This window comes from Burkholderia ubonensis, assembly GCF_001718695.1.
In the GTDB taxonomy this organism is placed as follows: Bacteria; Pseudomonadota; Gammaproteobacteria; order Burkholderiales; family Burkholderiaceae; genus Burkholderia; species Burkholderia ubonensis_B.
In genome coordinates this window covers 691,893-711,723 of sequence record NZ_CP013420.1, presented here as the reverse complement: position 1 = coordinate 711,723, position 19,831 = coordinate 691,893, and the positions used below count along the sequence as shown (strand labels likewise).

The window sequence follows — 19,831 nt, the reverse complement described above, 5'->3', positions numbered from 1 at the left end:
CTTTTTTACTTTCCCAACGGAATCCGCATGACCACGCATATCACGATCGAATTCACCGAGCACGCCGCCGAAACCATCGGTGAACAGACCAGCACGAGCTTTTCGTACGATCAGGGCGCACAGGTGCCGCAACCGGGCGACTTCGTCGAACTCGAGAATTTGCAACAGACGTTTCTCGTCATCGGCCGGGTGTTTTCGCTCAAGGCGAACTACAGCGCGGTGAAACTCGTGCTCGATCTGCCGCCGTCGGACGACGATCAGGACCTCGATATCGCCCTGTGAGCAAAACCGGCACGGCGTGCCGGCCTTGCGCCGACCCGCCGCTGCACGCTGAACGTTGCACGCCGCCGCGCAGGCGACGGCCTTACTTCTTTTCCGGCTCCGGCGCGCCCGGCTGCTTGAACGGGAACGAGCTGAACATCGACTTCGCCTGATTCTGCATTTGCTCCTGCATCTGGACGAACATGTTCTTCGATTGCTCGATGTAGCTCGTCATCATGCCCTGCATCATCGGCGCCTGCATGTTCATGAACTGCGACCAGATCTCCGGGTTCATCGCATTGTTCTCATACAGGTTCTTCGACTGGTCCGCGAGCTTGTTCTGGATGTCGATGAATGCCTGGATGTTCTTCTCCAGATAAGTGCCCATCATCCCCTGCATCGCATGCCCGTAGAAGCGGATGATCTGCGACAGCATCGACGACGAGAACATCGGCACGCCGCCGCTTTCCTCTTCGAGGATGATCTGCAGCAGGATGCTGCGGGTCAGGTCTTCGCTCGATTTCGCGTCGACGACCTTGAAATCCTCCTGGTCCAGCACGAGCTGTTTCACGTCGGTAAGCGTGATGTACGTGCTTGTCTCGGTATCGTAGAGCCGGCGGTTCGGATATTTCTTGATGAGCCGTTCAGCCGTTTTCTTTGTAGTAGTCATGTAACGCCTTTAAGTGCCCAGCGCAGCGCAGTGACGATCCCCCGCCGCCCGAAAGACGGGCGGCGGGGCCCCTTTGCAAACGCCGAGCCGCGCGGCCACCCGGCCCGCGCGGCTCGGGGGCTCAGCCCATGTGCAGGCCGCCGTTCAGCGAGAAGTCGGCGCCCGTCGCGAAGCCCGAATCGTTCGACGCGAGCCACGCGACGATCGAGCCGATCTCCTCGGGTGCGCCGAGACGACGCACCGGAATCGTCGCGACGATCTTCTCGAGCACGTCCGGACGGATCGCCTTGACCATGTCGGTGCCGATATAGCCCGGCGACACGGTGTTGACCGTCACGCCCTTCGTCGCGACTTCCTGCGCGAGCGCCATCGTGAAGCCGTGAATGCCGGCCTTCGCGGTCGAGTAGTTGGTCTGGCCGAACTGGCCCTTCTGGCCGTTCACCGACGAGATGTTGATGATCCGGCCCCAGCCGCGTTCGACCATGCCGTCGATCACCTGTTTCGTCACGTTGAACAGGCTCGTCAGGTTCGTGTCGATGACGGCGGTCCAGTCCTCGCGCGTCATCTTGCGGAACACGACGTCGCGCGTGATGCCCGCGTTGTTGACCAGCACGTCGATCTCGCCTACCTCGGCCTTGACCTTGTCGAACGCTTCCTTGGTCGAGTCCCAGTCGCCGACATTGCCTTCCGATGCGATGAAGTCGAACCCGAGCGCCTTCTGGTCTTCGAGCCACTTCACGCGACGCGGCGAGTTCGGGCCGCAGCCCGCGACCACCTTGAAGCCGTCCTTCAGCAGGCGCTGGCAGATGCTGGTGCCGATGCCGCCCATGCCGCCCGTTACGTAAGCAATTCGCTGAGACATGAATCTCACTCCATTTTTAGATTCGAGAGCTGCAGAAGGCCCCTCTGACTTTCACGTGACGCCGGCCGATTGCGGCTTCGGCCGGCGCCCGGATCGGTTCGGCCGATTACGGACGACCGCTTACGCGCGCTCGACCGCGAGCGCAACCCCCATCCCGCCGCCGATGCACAGCGACGCCAGCCCGCGCTTCGCGTCGCGCTTGACCATCTCGTGCAGCAGCGTCACCAGGATCCGGCAGCCCGACGCCCCGATCGGATGACCGATCGCGATCGCCCCGCCGTTCACGTTCACCTTCGACGTGTCCCAGCCCATCTGCTTGTGCACCGCCAGCGCCTGCGCCGCGAACGCCTCGTTGATCTCCATCAGGTCCAGATCGCCCGGCGTCCAGCCCGCACGCTCCAGGCAGCGCCGCGACGCCGGCACCGGCCCCATGCCCATCACGCTCGGATCCACGCCCGCGTTCGCGTACGCCTTGATGCGCGCCAGCGGCGTGAGCCCCAGCGACTGCGCCTTCTGCGCCGACATCACCAGCACCGCCGCCGCGCCGTCGTTCAGCCCCGACGCGTTCGCCGCCGTCACCGAGCCGTCCTTCGCGAACGCCGGCTTCAGCCCCGCCAACGATTCCGCCGTCACGCCGTGACGCACGAACTCGTCGGTCGCGAACTGCAGCGGCTCGCCCTTCTTCTGCGGGATCGCCACCGGCACGATCTCGGCATCGAAGCGTCCCGCCTTCTGCGCCGCTTCCGCCTTGTTCTGCGACAGCGCCGCGAATGCGTCCTGCTCCGCGCGCGTGATCCCGTATTCCTTCGCGACGTTCTCCGCCGTGATCCCCATGTGGTACTGGTTGTACACGTCCCACAGCCCGTCGACGATCATCGTGTCGACCAGCTTCGCGTCGCCCATCCGGAACCCGTCGCGCGAGCCCGGCAGCACGTGCGGCGCCGCGCTCATGTTCTCCTGCCCGCCCGCGACCACGATCTCCGCGTCGCCCGCCGCGATCGCGTTCGCCGCCAGCATCACCGCCTTCAGGCCCGACCCGCACACCTTGTTGATCGTCATCCCCGGCACCGCGCTCGGCAGCCCGGCCTTGATCAGCGACTGCCGCGCCGGGTTCTGCCCCGAGCCGGCCGCCAGCACCTGGCCCATGATCACTTCGCTCACCTGCTCCGGCTTCACGCCGGCGCGCTCCAGCACCGCGCGGATCACCGTCGCGCCCAGCTCCGGCGCCGCGATCTTCGCGAGCGTGCCGCCGAATTTGCCGACCGCGGTCCGCGCGGCCGATACGATCACTACGTCCGTCATTTCCATTTCCTCCGGGCCGGCGCGACACGGCGCATCGCTCCCCGCCCTGTTAAAAAAACTGCGGCGCTCTGAACAGCGTGCTCCGCTGTCCGGCTTTCGTCAATCGCGCTGCAACACGTAGCGGCCGGGGGCCGGCTCGATCACCGGGAACTGTGGCGAGCCGAGCTGCGCGCGCGGGGCCACCTTGCGGCCGCCGTACTGATCGAGCCATTCGATCCAGGCCGGCCACCAGCTGCCGGGCTGCTCGGTCGCACCGGCGAACCAGTCGTCGGCCGATTCGGGCAGGCTGTCGTCGTTGATCCAGTAACTGCGCTTCTTTTTCGCGGGCGGATTGACCACGCCTGCGATATGGCCCGACGCACCCAGCACGAACTTCAGCGGCCCCGTCAGGATCGACGTCGACGCGTAGGCCGTCTGCCACGGCACGATGTGATCCTCGCGCGAGCCGTAGATGAACGTCGGCACGTCGATGCGCGACAGGTCGACCGCTTCGCCGCACACGGTCAGCGCACCCGGCACGCGCAGCCGGTTCTCGAGATAGGTATTGCGCAGGTACCACGCGTACATCGGGCCGGGCAGGTTCGTCGAGTCGCTGTTCCAGTACAGCAGGTCGAACGGCGCCGGCGTGCGGCCCTTCAGGTAGTTGTCGACGACGTAGTTCCACACGAGATCGTTCGGGCGCAGGAACGAGAACGTGTTCGCGAACTCGACGCCGCGCATCAGCCCGGGCGGCGTGCCGTTCTTGCCGCCGATCGTCTGTTCGCGCATCTGCACGTGCGCCTCGTCGACGAACACGTCGACGACGCCCGTATCGGAGAAGTCGAGCATCGCCGTGAGCAGCGTCATCGACGCGGCCGGATGCTCGCCACGCGCCGCGAGCACCGCGAGCGCGGTCGCCAGCATCGTGCCGCCGACGCAGAAGCCGAGCGTGTTGATCTGCTCGCGGCCGCTGACCTGCTGCACCGCATCGATCGCGGCCAGCATGCCTTCGTTCATGTAGTCGTCCCAGGTCTTGTGGGCGACCGACGCGTCCGCATTGCGCCACGACACGAGGAACACCTGGTGGCCGCACGACAGCGTGTGCGCGACGAGCGAATTCTCGGGCTGCAGATCGAGGATGTAGAACTTGTTGATGCACGGCGGCACGATCAGGAGCGGCCTTTCGAACACCGTCTCCGTCGTCGGCTTGTACTGGATCAGCTGGATCAGGTCGTTCTCGTAGACGACCGCGCCCTCGGTGCAGCCGAGGTTCCTGCCGACCACGAACTGCGATTCGTCGGTCTGCGAGATCTTGCCGCGCTGCAGGTCGCCGAGCAGGTTCATCATCCCCTGGCGCAGGCTCTCGCCCTGGGTCTCGATGATCGACTTCTGCGCGTCCGGATTGAGCGCGAGGAAGTTGCTCGGCGCGGCGGCTGCCGTCCACTGCTGGACCGTGAAGCGAATCCGCTCGCGCGTCTTCGGATCGGTCTCGAGCGCGTCGGCAAGCTCCTGCAGGTAGCGCGCGTTGAGCAGGTACCACGCCGCGGCGAACGCATGCGCGGGCGACGCCTTCCATGCGTCGCCGCTGAAGCGGCGATCCTTCAGTTCGGGCGCCTCGAGCTTCGCGGCGCTCGCCTGCTGCATCAGCGTCACGCAGTCGCGCGCATAGTCGGCTTGCAGTTTCTGCAGGCGCTCCGGGGCTATCGCGGCGACCGGCAGCTTCAGGCCCGCGAACGGCGAAGCGAAATTGCCGAGGCCCGCGAGGTCGGGCATCGCCGGCATCTGGAACGGAAGCGCTGTCGGGAACTGGAATGCGGCGAACGGATTCGCCGCGCTCGCCGCGGTGGCCGCGCGCGCCGGATCGGCAAAACCGCGCCATGCGTTCAACCACGCCTCGAACATCTGCTGCATCGGCTGGGCTGCCTGATCGAATGCCTGGCGGCCCGTGGGAGTGTCCGCCTGTGCGGACGTCGACGAGTTTTTCGATGCTGTCATTACCTGCCTTACCGGTGATTCCTGAGCGTCAATCGTAGAAATCCTGCTCGCGGCGCGGCGTGCCGGCCGAACGAGCCGGGCCGTCATGCACTGGAGAGGCGCCTCCAGATTCTGCCGCAGTGCGGTATTTTTATCATTATCGTTTTCCCCATGTGAAGCGCCACATCAAAGGACCGAACATTTCTGCCCGGAGATAATCGTCGCGCGACAGGCAGGACAAGGCTTGCGCGGAAACATAAAACATTTTCGGTGACTCGCGTTTGCGATTATTCATTCCAGTGTGCATGCCGCGCCGCATTGCGTCGGTAATATCGAGACAAACCGATTTTGCGGCGCAACACGCGGCGCGCGCAAGTGCGCGACCCGGTGTCAGTCGGCCAGCCAGATCGCCGCGGCCATGCGGCCCGTCACGCGATCGCGCCGGTACGAATAGAAGCGCGAACGCTCGGCGACCGTGCACGCGCCGCCGCCGCTCACGCGCACGACGCCCGCCCGCGCCAGGCGCAAGCGCGCCAGCGCGTACAGATCGGCGAGAAACTTGCCGGGCGCGCCTTCGATCGCGACGAACGCTCGGCCGGTTTCATCATGCTCCGACTGCGGGGCCGTGTCGAGAAATGCGTCGCGCACGTCCGCGCCGACCTCGAACGCATCCGGGCCGATCGCCGGCCCGAGGAACGCGTGCAGGCCATCCGTCGCGCCGCCGGCAAGCGCTGCGACGCGCGCGGCGGTCTGCTCGACGATGCCGGCCGCGAGCCCGCGCCAGCCCGCGTGCGCCGCGCCGACCGCGCGCCCCTGCGCATCGCACAGCAGCACCGGCAGGCAATCGGCGACCATCACGACGCATACCGCATTCGCGCGATCGGTCACGCTCGCGTCGGCCTGCGCCGGTGCCGCGGATCCGGAATCGGCTGCGATCACCTCGTCGGCACGCACGATCCGCGCGCCGTGAACCTGATCGAGCCACGCTGCGCGCGGCTGGCCCGCGAGCGCGAGCAGCCGTGCGCGGTTCTCGGCGACATGGGCCGGGTCGTCGCCGGTATGCAGGCCGAGATTCATCCCGCCCGGCAGCGCGACGCCGTCCAGCCAGCGCCCGTAAGGGCCTTCGCTGACACCGCCGTTGCGCGTCGTGACCAGCGCACGCACGCGCGGCGACACCTGCCAGTCGGGCTGCACGCAGTCCTGCCACGTCAACGGCGCCAGGTTCGTCATCGCCACTCACTCCTCCTCGTCGTCCAGGTACGGCTCATCGTCGTGATAGCCGCCGCCGAAATCATCGTCGTAGACACCGTCGTCGTCGTCGTCGAATTCCCCATCTTCCTGCCCGAACCCGAGCGCCGCGACGAGCGCGGTCATGTCGTCCGGCAGCGGGCAGCGCCATTGCATCGTCTTGCCGCTCGCCGGATGCACGAGGCCAAGCCGCCACGCATGCAGCGCCTGCCGCGCGAAACCGTCCGGCAGCGGCGTCACCGAGCGCTTGCCGCGCGCGCGCCCGTACACGGGATCGCCGAGCAGCGGATGCCCGGCGTGTGCGCAATGCACGCGGATCTGGTGCGTGCGGCCCGTCTCCAGATCGCACTGGATCGCGGAAACCGGCTGACATTGCCACAGGCATGTGTCAACCGTGCGGAAATGCGTGCGCGCCGGCTTGCCGGACGCGCCGGTCACGACCGCCATCCGGGTGCGCTCGCGCGGATCGCGGCCGATCGGCGCGTCGATCGTGCCTTCGTCGGGCATCGTGCCCCAGACGAGCGCGAAATAGCGGCGCTTCACGGTGCGGGCCTGCAGCTGGCGGACCAGGTCGGTCTGCGCGGCAAGCGTGCGCGCGACGACCATCAGGCCCGAGGTTTCCTTGTCGAGGCGGTGGACGATCCCCGCGCGCGGCAGGCCGGCCGCCGCGTCGCCGTAGCGGTGCAGCAGGCCGTTGAGGATCGTGCCGCTCCAGTTGCCGGCGGCGGGATGGACGACGAGGCCGGCCGGCTTGTTGATCACGACGAGCGCGTCGTCCTCGTAGACGATGTCGAGCGGCACCGGCTCCGGCGTGAACGCGAGCTGCTCCGGCAGCAGGTCGGGCACGAGCTCGATCGTCGCGCCGAGCGGCACCGGCTGGCGGATCTTCGCGGGCGCGCCGTCGACGCGCACGCGCTGCGCGTCGATCCAGCTCTGCAGCCGGCTGCGCGAGAATTCGGGGAACAGTTGCGCGAGCGCCTTGTCGAGTCGTTCGCCGGCGAGCGACGGCGGGACTTCGACGACACGCGGCGCATCGTCGGCCGTGGCGGACGGTGCGACGGACGACGGCAGCGCGTCGCCGATGAGGTCGTCATCGAGCGAATCGCCGGGAGCGGCGTCGGCGGGCCGATCGCTTGGGCTATAATCTTCGCGATTTGACTTGCCCTTCCGGGCATTCAGCGAATTAGAACGGGTCATTTAGACTGGGTCACCGAGACTTGAAGCTAGGACATGCGAGCATGATGAATTCGACCAAACGCGCGGCAATAACCGTCGCCGCCCGGGCAACGGCGGTTGCGGCCGCAGCCCTCATCGCGGGTTGCCACGGCTTGCCGCAGAAGCAGGACGAGACCGCGACCTGGTCGAACAACAAATTATACTCAGAGGCTCAGGATGCCTTGACCGGCGGCGACTGGGGCAAGTGCGCGAAGTACTTCGAAGCGCTGCAGGGCCGCGACCCGTTCGGCCATTTCGCGCAGCAGGCGCAGATCAACGTCGCGTACTGCAACTGGAAGGACAACGAACCGGCTGCAGCCGACCAGGCCGTCGACCGCTTCATCCAGTTCCACCCGGATCATCCCGACATCCCGTACGCGTACTACCTGAAGGGCATGATCCACTTCAACGACGATCTCGGTCTGTTCGGCCGCTTCTCCGGCCAGGACATGAGCGAGCGCGACCCGCAGGCGCTGCGCGAATCGTATGACGCATTCAAGGTCGTCGTCGACCGCTATCCGAAGAGCAAGTACGCGCCCGACGCGGCAGCCCGGATGCGCTACATCGTCAACGCGCTCGCGTCGCACGAAGTGCACGCCGCCGACTACTACTACCGTCGCGGCGCCTATGTCGCGGCGATCAACCGCGCGCAGCTCGCGATCAAGGAATACAAGGGCGCGCCGGCGATCGAGGACGCGCTGCACATCATGATCCTGTCGTACGACAAGCTGCAGCAGCCGCAGCTCGCCGAGGACACGAAGCGCGTGCTCGCGGGCACGTTCCCGGACAGCCCGTACGTGACGGGCAAAGCCCGCCCCGGCGCGAAGAAGTCTTGGTGGCAGTTCTGAGCCTCCGCTGCGCATGAAGCGACAAAAAAACCCGGCCGATTGGCCGGGTTTTTCATTGGCGCCGCGCCGCTATGCCCGCTTCGCCGCGCGATGCTCGTCGAAGAACTCCTCGACGACTTCGATCTCGCGGGTCCGCTTGAACGGCGGCAGGCTCTGCCAGATCCGCCGCCCATAAGGCTTGTCGACGAGGCGCGTGTCGCAGATCATCAGCACGCCGCGATCGGTTTCCGCGCGAATCAGCCGGCCCGCGCCCTGCTTCAGCGTGATCACCGCCTGCGGCAGCTGGTGCGCGGCGAACGGACTCAAGCCCTTCTTCGCGAGCGCGTCGAGCCGCGCGGCCAGCACCGGATCGTCGGGCGGCGCGAACGGAAGCTTGTCGATCACGACGAGCGACAGCGCGTCGCCGCGCACGTCGACGCCTTCCCAGAAGCTCTGGCTGCCGACGAGGATCGCGTTGCCGTACGCGCGGAACCGGTCGAGCAGCTCGGTGCGGCTCGCATCGCCCTGCACGAGAAGCGGCGTGTTCCAACCGCGCGACTCGATCACGTCGCGCAGCTTCGCGGCGATCCGGTCGACCGCGCGCAGCGTCGTGCACAGCATGAACACGCCGCCGCCCGATGCCTCGATGGCCGGCAGCGCGGCGTCGAACACCGCATCCGTGAAGGCGGGCGACGACGGCTGCGGCAGATTGCGCGGCACGTACAGCAGCCCCTGCGCCTGGTAGTCGAACGGGCTCGCGAGCGTCATCGAGCGGCGCGAGCTGAGCCCCATCTGCGCTGCGTAGTGCGTGAAATCGCCGCGCACCGACAGCGTCGCCGACGTGAACACCCACGCGCGCGGCACGCCCGCGCGCTGCTTCGCGAAGATCGGCGCGACGGACAACGGCGTCTCGTGCAACTGGACCGTATGCGAGAACACCTCGACCCAGCGCACCTTCTCGCCGGCGTCGCCGCCCTCGCCGGCCTTCGATTCCGCCGCCTCCACGCCGGCAGCCGCCTGCGCGGCGCCGGGCGCGACCCAGCCGGCGAGCAGGTCCTGCAGCTCGCGCGCGCGCCGCAGGCATGCGCCGAGCGATTCCGCGCGTTCGGCCTGGCTCGCGAGCGCCGATGCAAGCGCATCGAGCGCCGCCTCCAGCTCGTCGAGCGCGCCGAACAGCGGATGATCGTCGCCGAGCTGCGCGAGCGACATGCGCACGATCGTGTCGTCCGCGAACGCAAGCCGCAGGTCCCGCGCCGCGCGCTCGAGTGCGCCGCCGAGCTTCACCCATTCGACCGCGTCGCGCGCATGGCTCAAGCCCTCCGCGACCGTATCGCGCGCAAGCTCGAGGATCTGCGTCGTCGACAGCGTTTCGCCGAAGAACAGCGTCGCCGTCTCCGGCAACTGGTGCGCTTCGTCGAAGATGATCGTGTTCGCGTTCGGCAGCAGCTCGGCCATCCCGGTGTCGCGCAGCATGATGTCAGCGAAGAACAGGTGATGGTTGACGACGACGATGTCGGCCTGCTGGGCCTCGCGCCGCGCCTGCATCACGAAGCAGTCCTTGTAGTGCGGGCACTCCTGGCCGAGGCAGTTGTCGCGCGTCGACGTGACCATCGACCATACGGGCGCGTTCTCCGGCACGCTCGCCAGCTCGGCCTTGTCGCCGCTTCTCGTGACTTTCGCGAAACGGACGATCTCCTGCAGGTACGCAGTGTCCTGCCGCGACGGCAGCCTGCCGTTGTCGGCGGTGCGCTGCAGGTAGTAGTGGCACAGATAGTTCGCGCGCCCCTTGAGCATCGCGACCGTGACCGGCACCGCGAGCGCGTCGCGCACGGTCGGGAGATCGCGCAGGAACAGCTGGTCCTGCAAGTGCTTGGTGCCGGTCGACACGATGACCTTGCCGCCCCACAGCATCGCCGGCACGAGATACGCGTAGGTCTTGCCGGTGCCCGTGCCCGCCTCGACGATCAGCGTATTGTCGCCCGCGTCGCCGTCGGCCTCGGCCGCGACGTCGTCCGCGCCGGCTTGCGCTGCCTTGTCGGCGGCGCCTTCGCCGAGGCGCCGCGCCGGGCGCTTGCGGGTCTCGAATATCTCGGGTTCGGGCATCCGGCGCGCGGACGCCTCCATCGCGGCCGCGACCGCACGCGCCATCTCGATCTGCGATGCATGCACGGGGTCGGTAGCCGTCGAGCGCTCGCGCGAACAGCCCGCCGTCGCCGAAGATCGCGTCGAGCTCGTCGACGCGCTTGCGGCTCAGCTCAAAGGTGGCTTCAGGCGCACGGGCGCGCCCGGCGGACGAGGAGTCTCGCCGGGCATCGGGGGTGGCTTCAAGCGGTGAATTCAAGGCAAGCGTTCCTGTGTCCAGCGCCCGGGCGGCGCCGGCGCTTGCCAGGCCGCGCTCAGGCGCGCTTATCCGGTTCCAGCTGCGATTGCAGCATGATGATTTTGTCTTTGGCCGCCAGCTTCTCTTTCTTCAGTCTGTGCAGCGTAATGTCGTCGATGTCGGACCGCCCTTCCTTCTGCTCGATCTCCCGAGCAAGCTGAGCGTGGAGCTCCTGCAATGAAGCCAACCGGTTGTGCAATTCCTGCTGCTGTTCCGCATGACGGCTTTGCATATGCGCCTCCTCATCGAAGCGGCGCGCCGGCCTGCGCGCCGGTGCGCTCGAGACTGCTTTCCGGATCAACCCAACACGTTACTGCCCCTGCATTTGCTGCTGTTGCTGCCTGGCCTTCTCGGCCGCTTCCTTCTGTCGCTGCTCCACGTCGGCCTTGTGCTGCGCGGCCTCCTTCTGCTTCTGCTCGTAGCGCGCGGCGTTTTCCGCCCGTTCCTGCGCCTTCTGGGCCGCCTGCTGGTGCGCTTCGTCGAGCTTGCGCTGGAAACCGGCCTGCTTCTGGTCGTAGGCCTGCTTGTTCGCCGCGCGCTGCGGGCCTTCCGCGCCGCGCTGCGCCTGCTTCAGCGCATTCTGTTCCTGCTTGTCGCGGAACGCAGCCGCGTTCGCCGCTTCGTTCGCCGCGCGCTGCGGCGCCTCCGCCGCATTCTGCGCCTGTTTCAGCGCGGCTTGCTGGTCACGCTGCTGCGCCCGCACCGCACGCTGCTCGTCGTCGAGCGCGAGCTGCTCCTGCCGGATGCTCGCGCGCTCCTCGCGCATCTGGTCGCGCGCCTTGCCGAGACAGTAGTTGACGAAGAACTTGCTGTAGCAGTCGTGTTCGGCCACCGCATAACGATAATCGTTTTTGGCCGTGCGTTGATCGAGCACTTTTTGACGTGCGTCGAAATCCTGTGTGGCGGAAGCGGCGACGGGCGCGGCGGCTGCGACATCCGGCGCGGCTGCGCCCGAGGCCTGCGCATACACGGCGGCAGGCCCGCCGGACAAAGCCGCGGCAAGCGCTGCGCCGAGCGCGACGAGAGGAAAGCGGGAGGTTGGCAACGTCGTAGGAAAGCTGCGGGACATGTGTCAAATTCTATCACCCCGCGGATGGACGCTCTGCCATTTATGGCAAAATGCCCCGCTTCATTCACCCGCGGCGTCGGTTCGGCGGGCTCGTGTTGCAGGCCGCGAGCACGGCCCGCCGGCCCGCGCCGCGATTTCAGCCAGGCAGAGATCATCCACGACATGACGGAAACCGTAGCACTCAAGATCGTACAGCGCATCGCCACCGAACTGACCGTCCAGCCGCGCCAGGTCGCGGCGGCAGTGCAACTCCTCGACGAAGGCGCCACCGTTCCGTTCATCGCCCGGTACCGCAAGGAAGTGACCGGCAACCTGGACGACACGCAGCTGCGCCAGCTCGAGGAGCGCCTGCTGTACCTGCGCGAGCTCGAGGAGCGCCGCGCGACGATCCTCGCGAGCATCGACGAGCAAGGCAAGCTGACCGACGAACTGCGCGCCGCGATCGACGCCGCCGACAGCAAGCAGGTGCTCGAAGACCTTTATCTGCCGTACAAGCCGAAGCGCCGCACGCGCGCGCAGATCGCCCGCGAAGCAGGCCTCGAGCCGCTCGCGCAGGCGCTGCTCGGCAACCCGCTGCTCGACCCGCAGACCGAAGCGGCCGCCTACGTCGACGCCGACAAGGGCGTCGCCGACGTGAAGGCCGCGCTCGACGGCGCCCGCGACATTCTGTCCGAGCAGTTCGGCGAGACGGCCGAGCTGCTCGGCAAGCTGCGCGACTACCTGCACAGCCAGGGCGTCGTGTCGTCGGCGGTCGTCGAAGGCAAGGAGAACGAAGAAGGCGAGAAATTCCGCGACTACTACGACTACGCGGAAACGATCAAGACCGTGCCGTCGCACCGCGCGCTCGCGCTGTTCCGCGGCCGCAACGCCGGTGTGCTGACGGTCAAGCTCGGCCTCGGCGAGGAACTCGACGCGCAGGTGCCGCATCCCGGCGAGGCGATGATCGCGCGCCATTTCGGCATCGCGAACCAGAACCGGCCGGCCGACAAGTGGCTGTCCGACGTCTGCCGCTGGTGCTGGCGCGTGAAGGTGCAGCCGCACATCGAGAACGAATTGCTGACCCAGTTGCGCGAGGACGCCGAGCACGAGGCGATCCGCGTGTTCGCGCGCAACCTGAAGGACCTGCTGCTCGCGGCGCCGGCCGGCCCGAAGGCCGTGATCGGCCTCGACCCCGGCCTGCGCACCGGCGTGAAGGTCGCGGTCGTCGACCGCACCGGCAAGCTGCTCGCGACCGACACGATCTACCCGCACGAGCCGCGCCGCGACTGGGACGGCTCGCTCGCAAAGCTCGCGCGCATTGCCGCGCAGACCCAGGCGGAGCTCGTCAGCATCGGCAACGGCACCGCGTCGCGTGAAACCGACAAGCTCGCGAGCGAGCTGATCGCGAAGCACCCCGAACTGCGCCTGCAGAAGATCGTCGTGTCGGAGGCCGGCGCGTCGGTGTACTCGGCGTCCGAACTCGCGGCGAAGGAATTCCCCGAGCTCGACGTATCGCTGCGCGGCGCCGTGTCGATCGCGCGCCGCCTGCAGGACCCGCTCGCCGAACTCGTCAAGATCGAGCCGAAGGCGATCGGCGTCGGCCAGTATCAGCACGACGTGAACCAGCGCGAACTCGCGCGTTCGCTCGACGCAGTCGTCGAGGACTGCGTGAACGCGGTCGGCGTCGACGCGAACACCGCATCGGCCGCACTGCTCGCGCGCGTGTCCGGCCTGAACGCGACGCTCGCACGCAACATCGTCGACTACCGCGACGCGAACGGTCCGTTCCCGTCCCGTGAGCACCTGCGCAAGGTGCCGCGCCTCGGCGACAAGACCTTCGAGCAGGCAGCCGGCTTCCTGCGCATCAACGGCGGCGAGAATCCGCTCGACCGCTCGTCGGTGCACCCGGAAGCGTATCCGGTCGTCGAACGGATCCTCGCGAAGATCAGCAAGCGCATCGACGACGTGCTCGGCAGCCGCGAAGCGCTCGCGGGCCTGTCGCCCGCCGAGTTCGTCGACGAGCGCTTCGGCCTGCCGACCGTACGCGACATCCTGTCGGAACTGGAAAAGCCGGGCCGCGACCCGCGTCCGGAATTCAAGACCGCGACGTTCCGCGAAGGCGTCGAGAAGGTGTCGGACCTGGTGCCGGGCATGATCCTCGAAGGCGTCGTGACGAACGTCGCCGCATTCGGCGCGTTCGTCGACGTCGGCGTGCACCAGGACGGCCTCGTCCACGTTTCCGCGCTGTCGACGAAGTTCATCAAGGAACCGCACGAAGTCGTGAAGGCCGGCCAGGTGGTCAAGGTCAAGGTGCTCGACGTCGACGTCAAGCGCCAGCGCATCTCGCTGACGATGCGCCTCGACGACGATGCGACCCCGGGCACGGCGGCGCGCGGCGGCCAGGATCGCGGCGGCGCAAGCCGGGGCGGCCAGGCGCGTCCGCCCCGTTCGCGCGAGCCGGAACCGTCCGGCGCGATGGCCGCAGCGTTCGCGAAGCTCAAGCAGCGCTGAGCGCGAGCGTTCCGGCAAAAGGAAAAGCCCCACCGAATAAGCGGGGCTTTTTTCGTTCCGGTGCGGCCATCGCGGGGCGTGCGCCCCGCAGCCGTCAGATCTCGATCTTCGTGCCGAGCTCGACCACGCGGTTCGCCGGAATCGCGAAGAAATCGGTCGGCTTCGCGGCGTTCTGGTGCATCCACGCGAACACGCGCTCGCGCCAGATCGACATGCCCGGCAGCTGCGTCGGCACGACCGTTTCGCGCGCGAGGAAGAACGACGTATCCATCAGCTCGAACGTCATGTCGTGGGTGCGGCCGAACTCTTCGAGCACCGCCTTCACGTCCGGCGTTTCGTTGAAGCCGTATTCCGCCGTCACCATGTACAGTCCGCCGCCCGCGTCGCGCGCGGCCAGCCGCTTGTCGTCGCGCACGTACGGGATATCGCGCGTGACGAACGTCAGGAAAATGGTCCGCTCGTGCAGCACCTTGTTGTGCTTCAGGTTGTGCAGCAGGCTGACGGGCACGAGCTTGTCGTTGCCGGTCAGGTAGATCGCCGTGCCCGACACGCGGTGCGGCGGATGCGCGAGCAGCCCCTGCAGGAACGGCTCGAGCGGGATGCCGTCGGCCGCCGTGCGCTCCTTCACGATGTGCCGCCCCTTGTACCAGGTCATCAGCAGGAAGAACAGCAGCGCGCCGATCCCGAGCGGCAGCCAGCCGCCCTGCGCGACCTTCAGCAGGTTCGCGCCGAAGAAGCCCAGGTCGACCGCGAGGAAGACCGCGATGATCGCGCCCACCAGCAGCCGGTTCCAGTTCCACACCTTCACCATCACGACCGCGGCGAGCACGGTCGTGATCACCATCGTCGCCGTCACCGCGATACCGTACGCGGCGGCGAGGTTGTCCGAGCTCTTGAAGCCGATCACGATGCAGAGGATCACGAACAGCAGCAGCCAGTTCACGACCGGCACGTAGATCTGGCCGATCGCCAGTTCGGACGTGTGCAGCACCTTCATGCGCGGCACGTAGCCGAGCTGGATCGCCTGCGAGGTCAGCGAATACGCACCCGAGATCACCGCCTGCGACGCGATCACGGTCGCGACCGTCGACAGCACGACGAGCGGCAGCAGCGCCCAGTCGGGCGCGAGCAGGAAGAACGGGTTCTCGATCGCCTTCGGGTTCTGGATCAGCAGCGCGCCCTGCCCGAAGTAGTTGAGCACGAGCGACGGCATCACGAGCCCGTACGCCGCGATCCGGATCGGCTTCGCGCCGAAATGGCCCATGTCCGCGTAGAGCGCTTCGGCGCCCGTCAGCACCAGCACGACCGAGCCGAGCACGACGTAGGCCTGCAGCAGGTGGTCCGACATGAACGACACCGCATAGTACGGGTTGATCGCCGCGACGATGCCCGGCACGCGCACGATGTGATACACGCCGAGCGCTGCGATCGCGACGAACCACAGCACCATGATCGGGCCGAACAGCTTGCCGACCGTCGCGGTGCCGTGGCGCTGGATCCAGAACAGCGCGATCAGGATCACGATCGTGATCGGCAGCACGAGATGCGAAAGATGCGGGGTCGCGATCTCGAGACCTTCGACCGCCGACATCACCGAGATCGCCGGCGTGATCACCGCGTCGCCGTAGAACATGCACGCGCCGAAGATCCCGAGCGCCATCAGCGCGCCGGTCACGCGGCTCTTCGAATTGAGCGGCCGCAGCGACAGCGCCATCAGCGCCAGCACGCCGCCCTCGCCGTTGTTGTCGGCGCGCATCACGAACAGCAGGTATTTGACGCCGACCACGAGAATGATCGCCCAGAACAGCAGCGAGATCACGCCGAGGATCGAGCCTTCCGTGAGCGGAATGCCGTGTGCGGGGCTGAACGCCTCCTTGAGCGAATACAGCGGACTCGTGCCGATGTCGCCGAACACCACGCCGATCGCGGCAATCGCGAGCGCCTGCAGCGAATGTCGTTGCGTCGACGAATGCGGCGCGTGAATCGCGTCGGTCGCGTGAGTCGTATCGTTCATATGCAGCGAAATAATCGGGTCCGGAGTCGAACAAAACGAGCGCTATTCTACTCGCGCGGGGGTCGAATGCCGTCCTGTCCTGTTGCCGCGAAGCCACGAGGCCCACTGCGCCGATGCAACGCGGCGCGAGCTGTGGCAGGGAGGCCATCATAGCCGTGACGCCGGCGGTTGCCTACCCGGGTCGCGACGCGACAATGAAAAGCGGCGCCGCAAGCGGCGCCGTCAGAGCGGTTTGGCGATCGGCCGGCAGGCGCTTACGCGCGTGCGGCGTCGCGCTGCGCGTCGCCGCGCTTGATCCAGGCCTCGAGATTGTGCGGACGAACCGTATCCCATTCCTCGAACGGCTGATGGATCCACGGATTCGTCGGCAGGAACTGCGTGTGGTAGTCGGGCTTCACCTTCGAGCAGCCCTTGTACCAGAGCACGGCCGAGCGCACCGCCGTGACGGCCGGATAGCGCTCCTTCAGGTGCTCCTGCACGCGCGCGAGCGTGACGCCGGAGTCGACGAGGTCGTCGACCAGCAGCACGTTGCCGGCAAGATTGCCGCGTGTCATCGTGATGTACTGCGCGATGTCGAGGTCGCCCTGCTCGCGGCCGGCCGCTTCGCGGTACGAACTGGTCGCGAGGATCGCGAGCGGCACGTCGTAGATGCGCGACAGCTGGTCGCCGACGCGCAGGCCGCCGCGCGCGAGGCACAGGATCTGGTCGAACTTCCAGCCGGACTCGTGCACCTGGAGCGCGAGCATCTCGATCAGGCGGTGATACTCGTCCCAGCCCACCCACAGGTTCTTGTCGTCGTTGCGCGGATCGGTCATCACACAAGCGTCATCGTGTTCTGCTGCGTCATCGTGCGTTACACCTTGAACGGATGACGGAGCAGGATCGTCTCGTCGCGGTCCGGGCCGGTCGACACCATGTCGATCGGCACGCCGGCCACTTCCTGGACGCGGGTCAGATATGCACGGGCGTTTTCCGGCAGCGCATCCCACGCGTTGATGCCGACGGTGCTTTCCTTCCAGCCGACGAACGTCTCGTACACGGGCTCGCAGCGCGCGACATCGGCCGCGCCGCGCGGCAGGATGTCCGCATCCTTGCCGTCGATCTTGTAGCCGACGCACAGCTTGACCTCGTCGAGGCCGTCGAGCACGTCGAGCTTCGTCATGCACAGGCCCGACACGCCGTTGATCTGGATCGAGCGGCGCAGCGCGGCCGCGTCGAGCCAACCGGTGCGGCGCGGGCGACCCGTGACCGAACCGAACTCCTTGCCGACGTTCGCGAGCGTGACGCCGACCTGATCCTGACGCTTCGGGTTGTCGGCGTCGTACAGCTCGCTCGGGAACGGGCCCGAGCCGACGCGCGTGCAATACGCCTTCGTGATGCCGAGGATGTAGTTGAGCTTCTGCGGACCGACGCCCGCGCCCGCCGCCGCCGCACCGGCAACGCAGTTGCTCGACGTGACGAACGGATAGGTGCCGTGGTCGATGTCGAGCAGCGTGCCTTGCGCGCCTTCGAACAGCAGGTTCTGGCCCACGTTGTTCGCGTCGTACAGGCGGCGCGACACGTCGGCCACCATCGGCTTCAGGCGGTCCGCATAGCCGAGCATCGTGTCGAGCGTGGCCTGGAAGTCGACTGCCGCGCCGCCCAGGTACTGGGTCAGCACGAAGTTGTGGAAGTCGAGGTTTTCGCGCAGGCGGTCGGCGAAGGTCTTCGCGTCGAACAGGTCCTGCACGCGCAGCGCGCGGCGGCCGACCTTGTCCTCGTACGCCGGGCCGATGCCGCGGCCGGTCGTGCCGATCTTGCCCGCGCCCTTGCGCGCTTCGCGCGCCTGGTCGATCGCGATGTGATACGGCAGGATCAGCGTGGTCGCTTCGGAAATGAACAGTCGGTCGCGGACATTCAGGCCGGCCTCTTCGAGCTCGCCGATTTCCTTGAACAGTGCCTCGGGGGACAGGACGACGCCGTTGCCGATGTAGCAGGCGACGCCTTCACGCATGATGCCCGACGGAATGAGGCGCAAGATGGTCTTCTTGCCGCCGATGATGAGGGTGTGGCCGGCGTTGTGGCCGCCCTGGAAACGCACGACGCCCTGAGCGTGGTCCGTCAGCCAGTCGACGATCTTGCCCTTGCCTTCATCACCCCATTGAGTCCCCACGACGACGACATTGCGCCCGGGAGTCACATTCACTGCGCTGGCAGACATGTTGATTCGTTAGCTGGTTAAAAACGTATTCTACCTAGGTTCGCGGGCGATTCCGAATTTTTCCGTTTCGCTTCAACGATGTGGGCACGCCAAAACGCGGCCCGCGAACGCCTTTTTAGCGGGGCTCGACCACCCACGCGCCGTTGCGCTCGACGAGCGAGCGGTCGCAGGCGAACTCGTCGAGCACATGATCGTGCCCCGGCAACGCCTGGATCACGACCTCGCCTGCATCGCGCAGCGCCGCAACGGCCGCGCGCAGCGCGTCGTCCTGCGCCCACGGCGCGAGGATCGCGGTGCCGCGCGCCTCGACCGGCGAAATTCGCGCGAGCTCGCGCAGGTCGAGCGAGAAGCCCGTCGCCGGGCGGGCGCGGCCGTATGCCTGGCCGACGTGATCGTAGCGGCCGCCGCGCGCGATCGCGTTCGGCACGCCATCGATGTAGGCCGTCAGCATCGCGCCGCTGTGGTACGCGTAGCCGCGCAGGTCGGCGAGATCGATCGCGACTTCGACGCCCTTCGCCTGCGCGGCGAGCTGCGCGAGATCGTCGAGCGCCCGCGTGATCTCCGGCAGCGCGGGCAGCCGCGCGCGGGCCTCGTCGAGCACGCTCGCATCGCCGTACAGATGCGGCAGCGCGCGCAGCGCGGCGCGCGTGTCGGCGCCGAGATCGTCGGTCAGTTCGTTCAGCAGCGGCACGTCCTTGCCCGACAGCGCGTCGTACAACGCCTCGCCGCGCTCGGCGGCCTGCGCGTCGCGCGCGAGCAGCGCCGCGAGCACGCCCGCGTGGCACAGATCGAGCCGGATGCGCGACAGGCCCGCGAGATGCAGCGCGTCGAGCATCAGCTGCTGGATTTCGAGATCGGCTTCCAGCCCGGCGTGACCGTAGATTTCGGCGCCGATCTGGATCTGCTCACGGGTGGCGTGCAGGCCGCGCGGGCGCGTGTGCATCACGTGGCCCGCATAGCAAAGGCGCGTCACGCCCTGGCGGTTCAGCAGGTGCGCGTCGATGCGCGCAACCTGCGGCGTGATGTCCGCGCGCAGGCCGAGCGTGCGCCCCGACAGCTGGTCGACCAGCTTGAAGGTGCGCAGGCGCAGATCGTTGCCGCCGCTCGTCAGCAGCGACTCGAGATATTCGAGCAACGGCGGCATCACCATTTCGTAGCCGTACGAACGGAAGCGGTCGAGCAGCCTGCGGCGCAGCTCCTCGATCTTGCGCGCTTCCGACGGCAGCACGTCGGCGATATTCTCGGGAAGTAACCAGGTCGACATCGGTACGGTCCTACGACGGGAAACACGGCGCGCGACACGCGCACCGCGGTGTGAATCGGAATCGGGTTCAGGCAGA

At 67.2% G+C, this 19,831-nt stretch carries 14 protein-coding genes and 2 pseudogenes; 3 read left to right on the top strand and 13 right to left on the bottom strand.

Annotated elements, in window-relative coordinates; genetic code table 11:
• The first annotated feature begins 27 nt into the window (after window positions 1-27).
• The gene (locus tag WJ35_RS03255) at window positions 28-282 is read left to right on the top strand and encodes a hypothetical protein (protein WP_069238722.1); all 255 of its coding nucleotides are present in this window, start codon (window positions 28-30) and stop codon (window positions 280-282) included.
• Between the two features lie 82 nt (window positions 283-364).
• On the opposite strand, the gene phaR is transcribed toward WJ35_RS03255, so the two are convergent.
• The 6 genes from phaR to WJ35_RS03225 all read right to left on the bottom strand — a co-directional run bounded on the left by phaR (window position 365) and on the right by WJ35_RS03225 (window position 7,493).
• Window positions 365-931, bottom strand: a complete 567-nt coding sequence (gene phaR / locus WJ35_RS03250; protein WP_069238721.1) for a polyhydroxyalkanoate synthesis repressor PhaR — start codon at window positions 929-931, stop codon at window positions 365-367.
• A gap of 121 nt (window positions 932-1,052) precedes the next feature.
• On the bottom strand, window positions 1,053-1,793 hold the full coding sequence (locus WJ35_RS03245; RefSeq protein ID WP_010092274.1) for a 3-ketoacyl-ACP reductase: 741 nt from the start codon (window positions 1,791-1,793) through the stop codon (window positions 1,053-1,055).
• A gap of 120 nt (window positions 1,794-1,913) precedes the next feature.
• Window positions 1,914-3,095 carry an acetyl-CoA C-acetyltransferase gene (locus WJ35_RS03240; protein WP_069239387.1) on the bottom strand — a complete coding sequence of 394 codons (1,182 nt, stop codon included), beginning with the start codon at window positions 3,093-3,095 and terminating at the stop codon, window positions 1,914-1,916.
• A 99-nt stretch (window positions 3,096-3,194) separates the two neighbouring features.
• Entirely contained in the window at window positions 3,195-5,069 is a 1,875-nt protein-coding gene (gene phaC / locus WJ35_RS03235) for a class I poly(R)-hydroxyalkanoic acid synthase (RefSeq protein ID WP_069238720.1), read from the bottom strand.
• Window positions 5,070-5,438: 369 nt separating this feature from the next.
• Complete coding sequence (gene pgeF / locus WJ35_RS03230) at window positions 5,439-6,278, bottom strand: peptidoglycan editing factor PgeF (RefSeq protein ID WP_060235048.1); 840 nt, start codon at window positions 6,276-6,278, stop codon at window positions 5,439-5,441.
• 6 nt (window positions 6,279-6,284) lie between these two features.
• On the bottom strand, window positions 6,285-7,493 hold the full coding sequence (locus tag WJ35_RS03225; protein ID WP_069238719.1) for an RluA family pseudouridine synthase: 1,209 nt from the start codon (window positions 7,491-7,493) through the stop codon (window positions 6,285-6,287).
• Between the two features lie 41 nt (window positions 7,494-7,534).
• On the opposite strand from WJ35_RS03225, the gene WJ35_RS03220 reads away from it, so the two are divergent.
• Window positions 7,535-8,359, top strand: coding sequence for an outer membrane protein assembly factor BamD (locus WJ35_RS03220; protein WP_060234909.1), 825 nt, complete (start codon window positions 7,535-7,537; stop codon window positions 8,357-8,359).
• Window positions 8,360-8,428: 69 nt separating this feature from the next.
• Here WJ35_RS03220 and WJ35_RS03215 read toward each other — a convergent pair.
• The 3 genes and pseudogenes from WJ35_RS03215 to WJ35_RS03205 form a co-directional block, all read right to left on the bottom strand.
• Window positions 8,429-10,679: pseudogene (locus WJ35_RS03215) on the bottom strand (ATP-dependent DNA helicase).
• A 55-nt stretch (window positions 10,680-10,734) separates the two neighbouring features.
• Window positions 10,735-10,950: a YdcH family protein gene (locus tag WJ35_RS03210; RefSeq protein ID WP_010092269.1), complete on the bottom strand. Its 216-nt coding sequence runs from the start codon at window positions 10,948-10,950 to the stop codon at window positions 10,735-10,737.
• Between the two features lie 78 nt (window positions 10,951-11,028).
• Complete coding sequence (locus WJ35_RS03205; RefSeq protein WP_069238718.1) at window positions 11,029-11,787, bottom strand: hypothetical protein; 759 nt, start codon at window positions 11,785-11,787, stop codon at window positions 11,029-11,031.
• A 162-nt stretch (window positions 11,788-11,949) separates the two neighbouring features.
• Between WJ35_RS03205 and WJ35_RS03200 the strand changes: the two genes are divergently transcribed.
• Window positions 11,950-14,277 (top strand): Tex family protein, encoded by a 2,328-nt coding sequence (locus WJ35_RS03200; RefSeq protein ID WP_060234912.1) that lies wholly within the window; start codon window positions 11,950-11,952, stop codon window positions 14,275-14,277.
• A 94-nt stretch (window positions 14,278-14,371) separates the two neighbouring features.
• On the opposite strand, the gene WJ35_RS03195 is transcribed toward WJ35_RS03200, so the two are convergent.
• The 4 genes and pseudogenes from WJ35_RS03195 to WJ35_RS03180 all read right to left on the bottom strand — a co-directional run bounded on the left by WJ35_RS03195 (window position 14,372) and on the right by WJ35_RS03180 (window position 19,755).
• Window positions 14,372-16,291, bottom strand: a complete 1,920-nt coding sequence (locus WJ35_RS03195) for a potassium transporter Kup (RefSeq protein ID WP_060234913.1) — start codon at window positions 16,289-16,291, stop codon at window positions 14,372-14,374.
• A 254-nt stretch (window positions 16,292-16,545) separates the two neighbouring features.
• Window positions 16,546-17,138, bottom strand: a pseudogene (locus WJ35_RS03190) (phosphoribosyltransferase).
• 6 nt (window positions 17,139-17,144) lie between these two features.
• Window positions 17,145-18,491: an adenylosuccinate synthase gene (locus WJ35_RS03185; RefSeq protein WP_029226527.1), complete on the bottom strand. Its 1,347-nt coding sequence runs from the start codon at window positions 18,489-18,491 to the stop codon at window positions 17,145-17,147.
• Window positions 18,492-18,606: 115 nt separating this feature from the next.
• A complete protein-coding gene (locus WJ35_RS03180; protein WP_059618057.1) occupies window positions 18,607-19,755 on the bottom strand; it encodes an ATP phosphoribosyltransferase regulatory subunit in 1,149 nt (382 codons plus the stop codon).
• Window positions 19,756-19,831: the final 76 nt, after the last annotated feature.

Bases quoted from the DNA above. Each gene is read 5' to 3' on its own strand.
- WJ35_RS03185 (WP_029226527.1), bottom strand. From the start codon at position 18,491: ATGTCTGCCAGCGCAGTGAATGTGACTCCCGGGCGCAATGTCGTCGTC.
- WJ35_RS03180 (WP_059618057.1), bottom strand. From the start codon at position 19,755: ATGTCGACCTGGTTACTTCCCGAGAATATCGCCGACGTGCTGCCGTCG.
- pgeF (WP_060235048.1), bottom strand. From the start codon at position 6,278: ATGACGAACCTGGCGCCGTTGACGTGGCAGGACTGCGTGCAGCCCGAC.
- WJ35_RS03220 (WP_060234909.1), top strand. From the start codon at position 7,535: ATGATGAATTCGACCAAACGCGCGGCAATAACCGTCGCCGCCCGGGCA.
- WJ35_RS03255 (WP_069238722.1), top strand. From the start codon at position 28: ATGACCACGCATATCACGATCGAATTCACCGAGCACGCCGCCGAAACC.
- WJ35_RS03245 (WP_010092274.1), bottom strand. From the start codon at position 1,793: ATGTCTCAGCGAATTGCTTACGTAACGGGCGGCATGGGCGGCATCGGC.
- WJ35_RS03210 (WP_010092269.1), bottom strand. From the start codon at position 10,950: ATGCAAAGCCGTCATGCGGAACAGCAGCAGGAATTGCACAACCGGTTG.
- phaR (WP_069238721.1), bottom strand. From the start codon at position 931: ATGACTACTACAAAGAAAACGGCTGAACGGCTCATCAAGAAATATCCG.
- WJ35_RS03200 (WP_060234912.1), top strand. From the start codon at position 11,950: ATGACGGAAACCGTAGCACTCAAGATCGTACAGCGCATCGCCACCGAA.
- WJ35_RS03205 (WP_069238718.1), bottom strand. From the start codon at position 11,787: ATGTCCCGCAGCTTTCCTACGACGTTGCCAACCTCCCGCTTTCCTCTC.
- phaC (WP_069238720.1), bottom strand. From the start codon at position 5,069: ATGACAGCATCGAAAAACTCGTCGACGTCCGCACAGGCGGACACTCCC.
- WJ35_RS03225 (WP_069238719.1), bottom strand. From the start codon at position 7,493: ATGACCCGTTCTAATTCGCTGAATGCCCGGAAGGGCAAGTCAAATCGC.
- WJ35_RS03195 (WP_060234913.1), bottom strand. From the start codon at position 16,291: ATGAACGATACGACTCACGCGACCGACGCGATTCACGCGCCGCATTCG.
- WJ35_RS03240 (WP_069239387.1), bottom strand. From the start codon at position 3,095: ATGACGGACGTAGTGATCGTATCGGCCGCGCGGACCGCGGTCGGCAAA.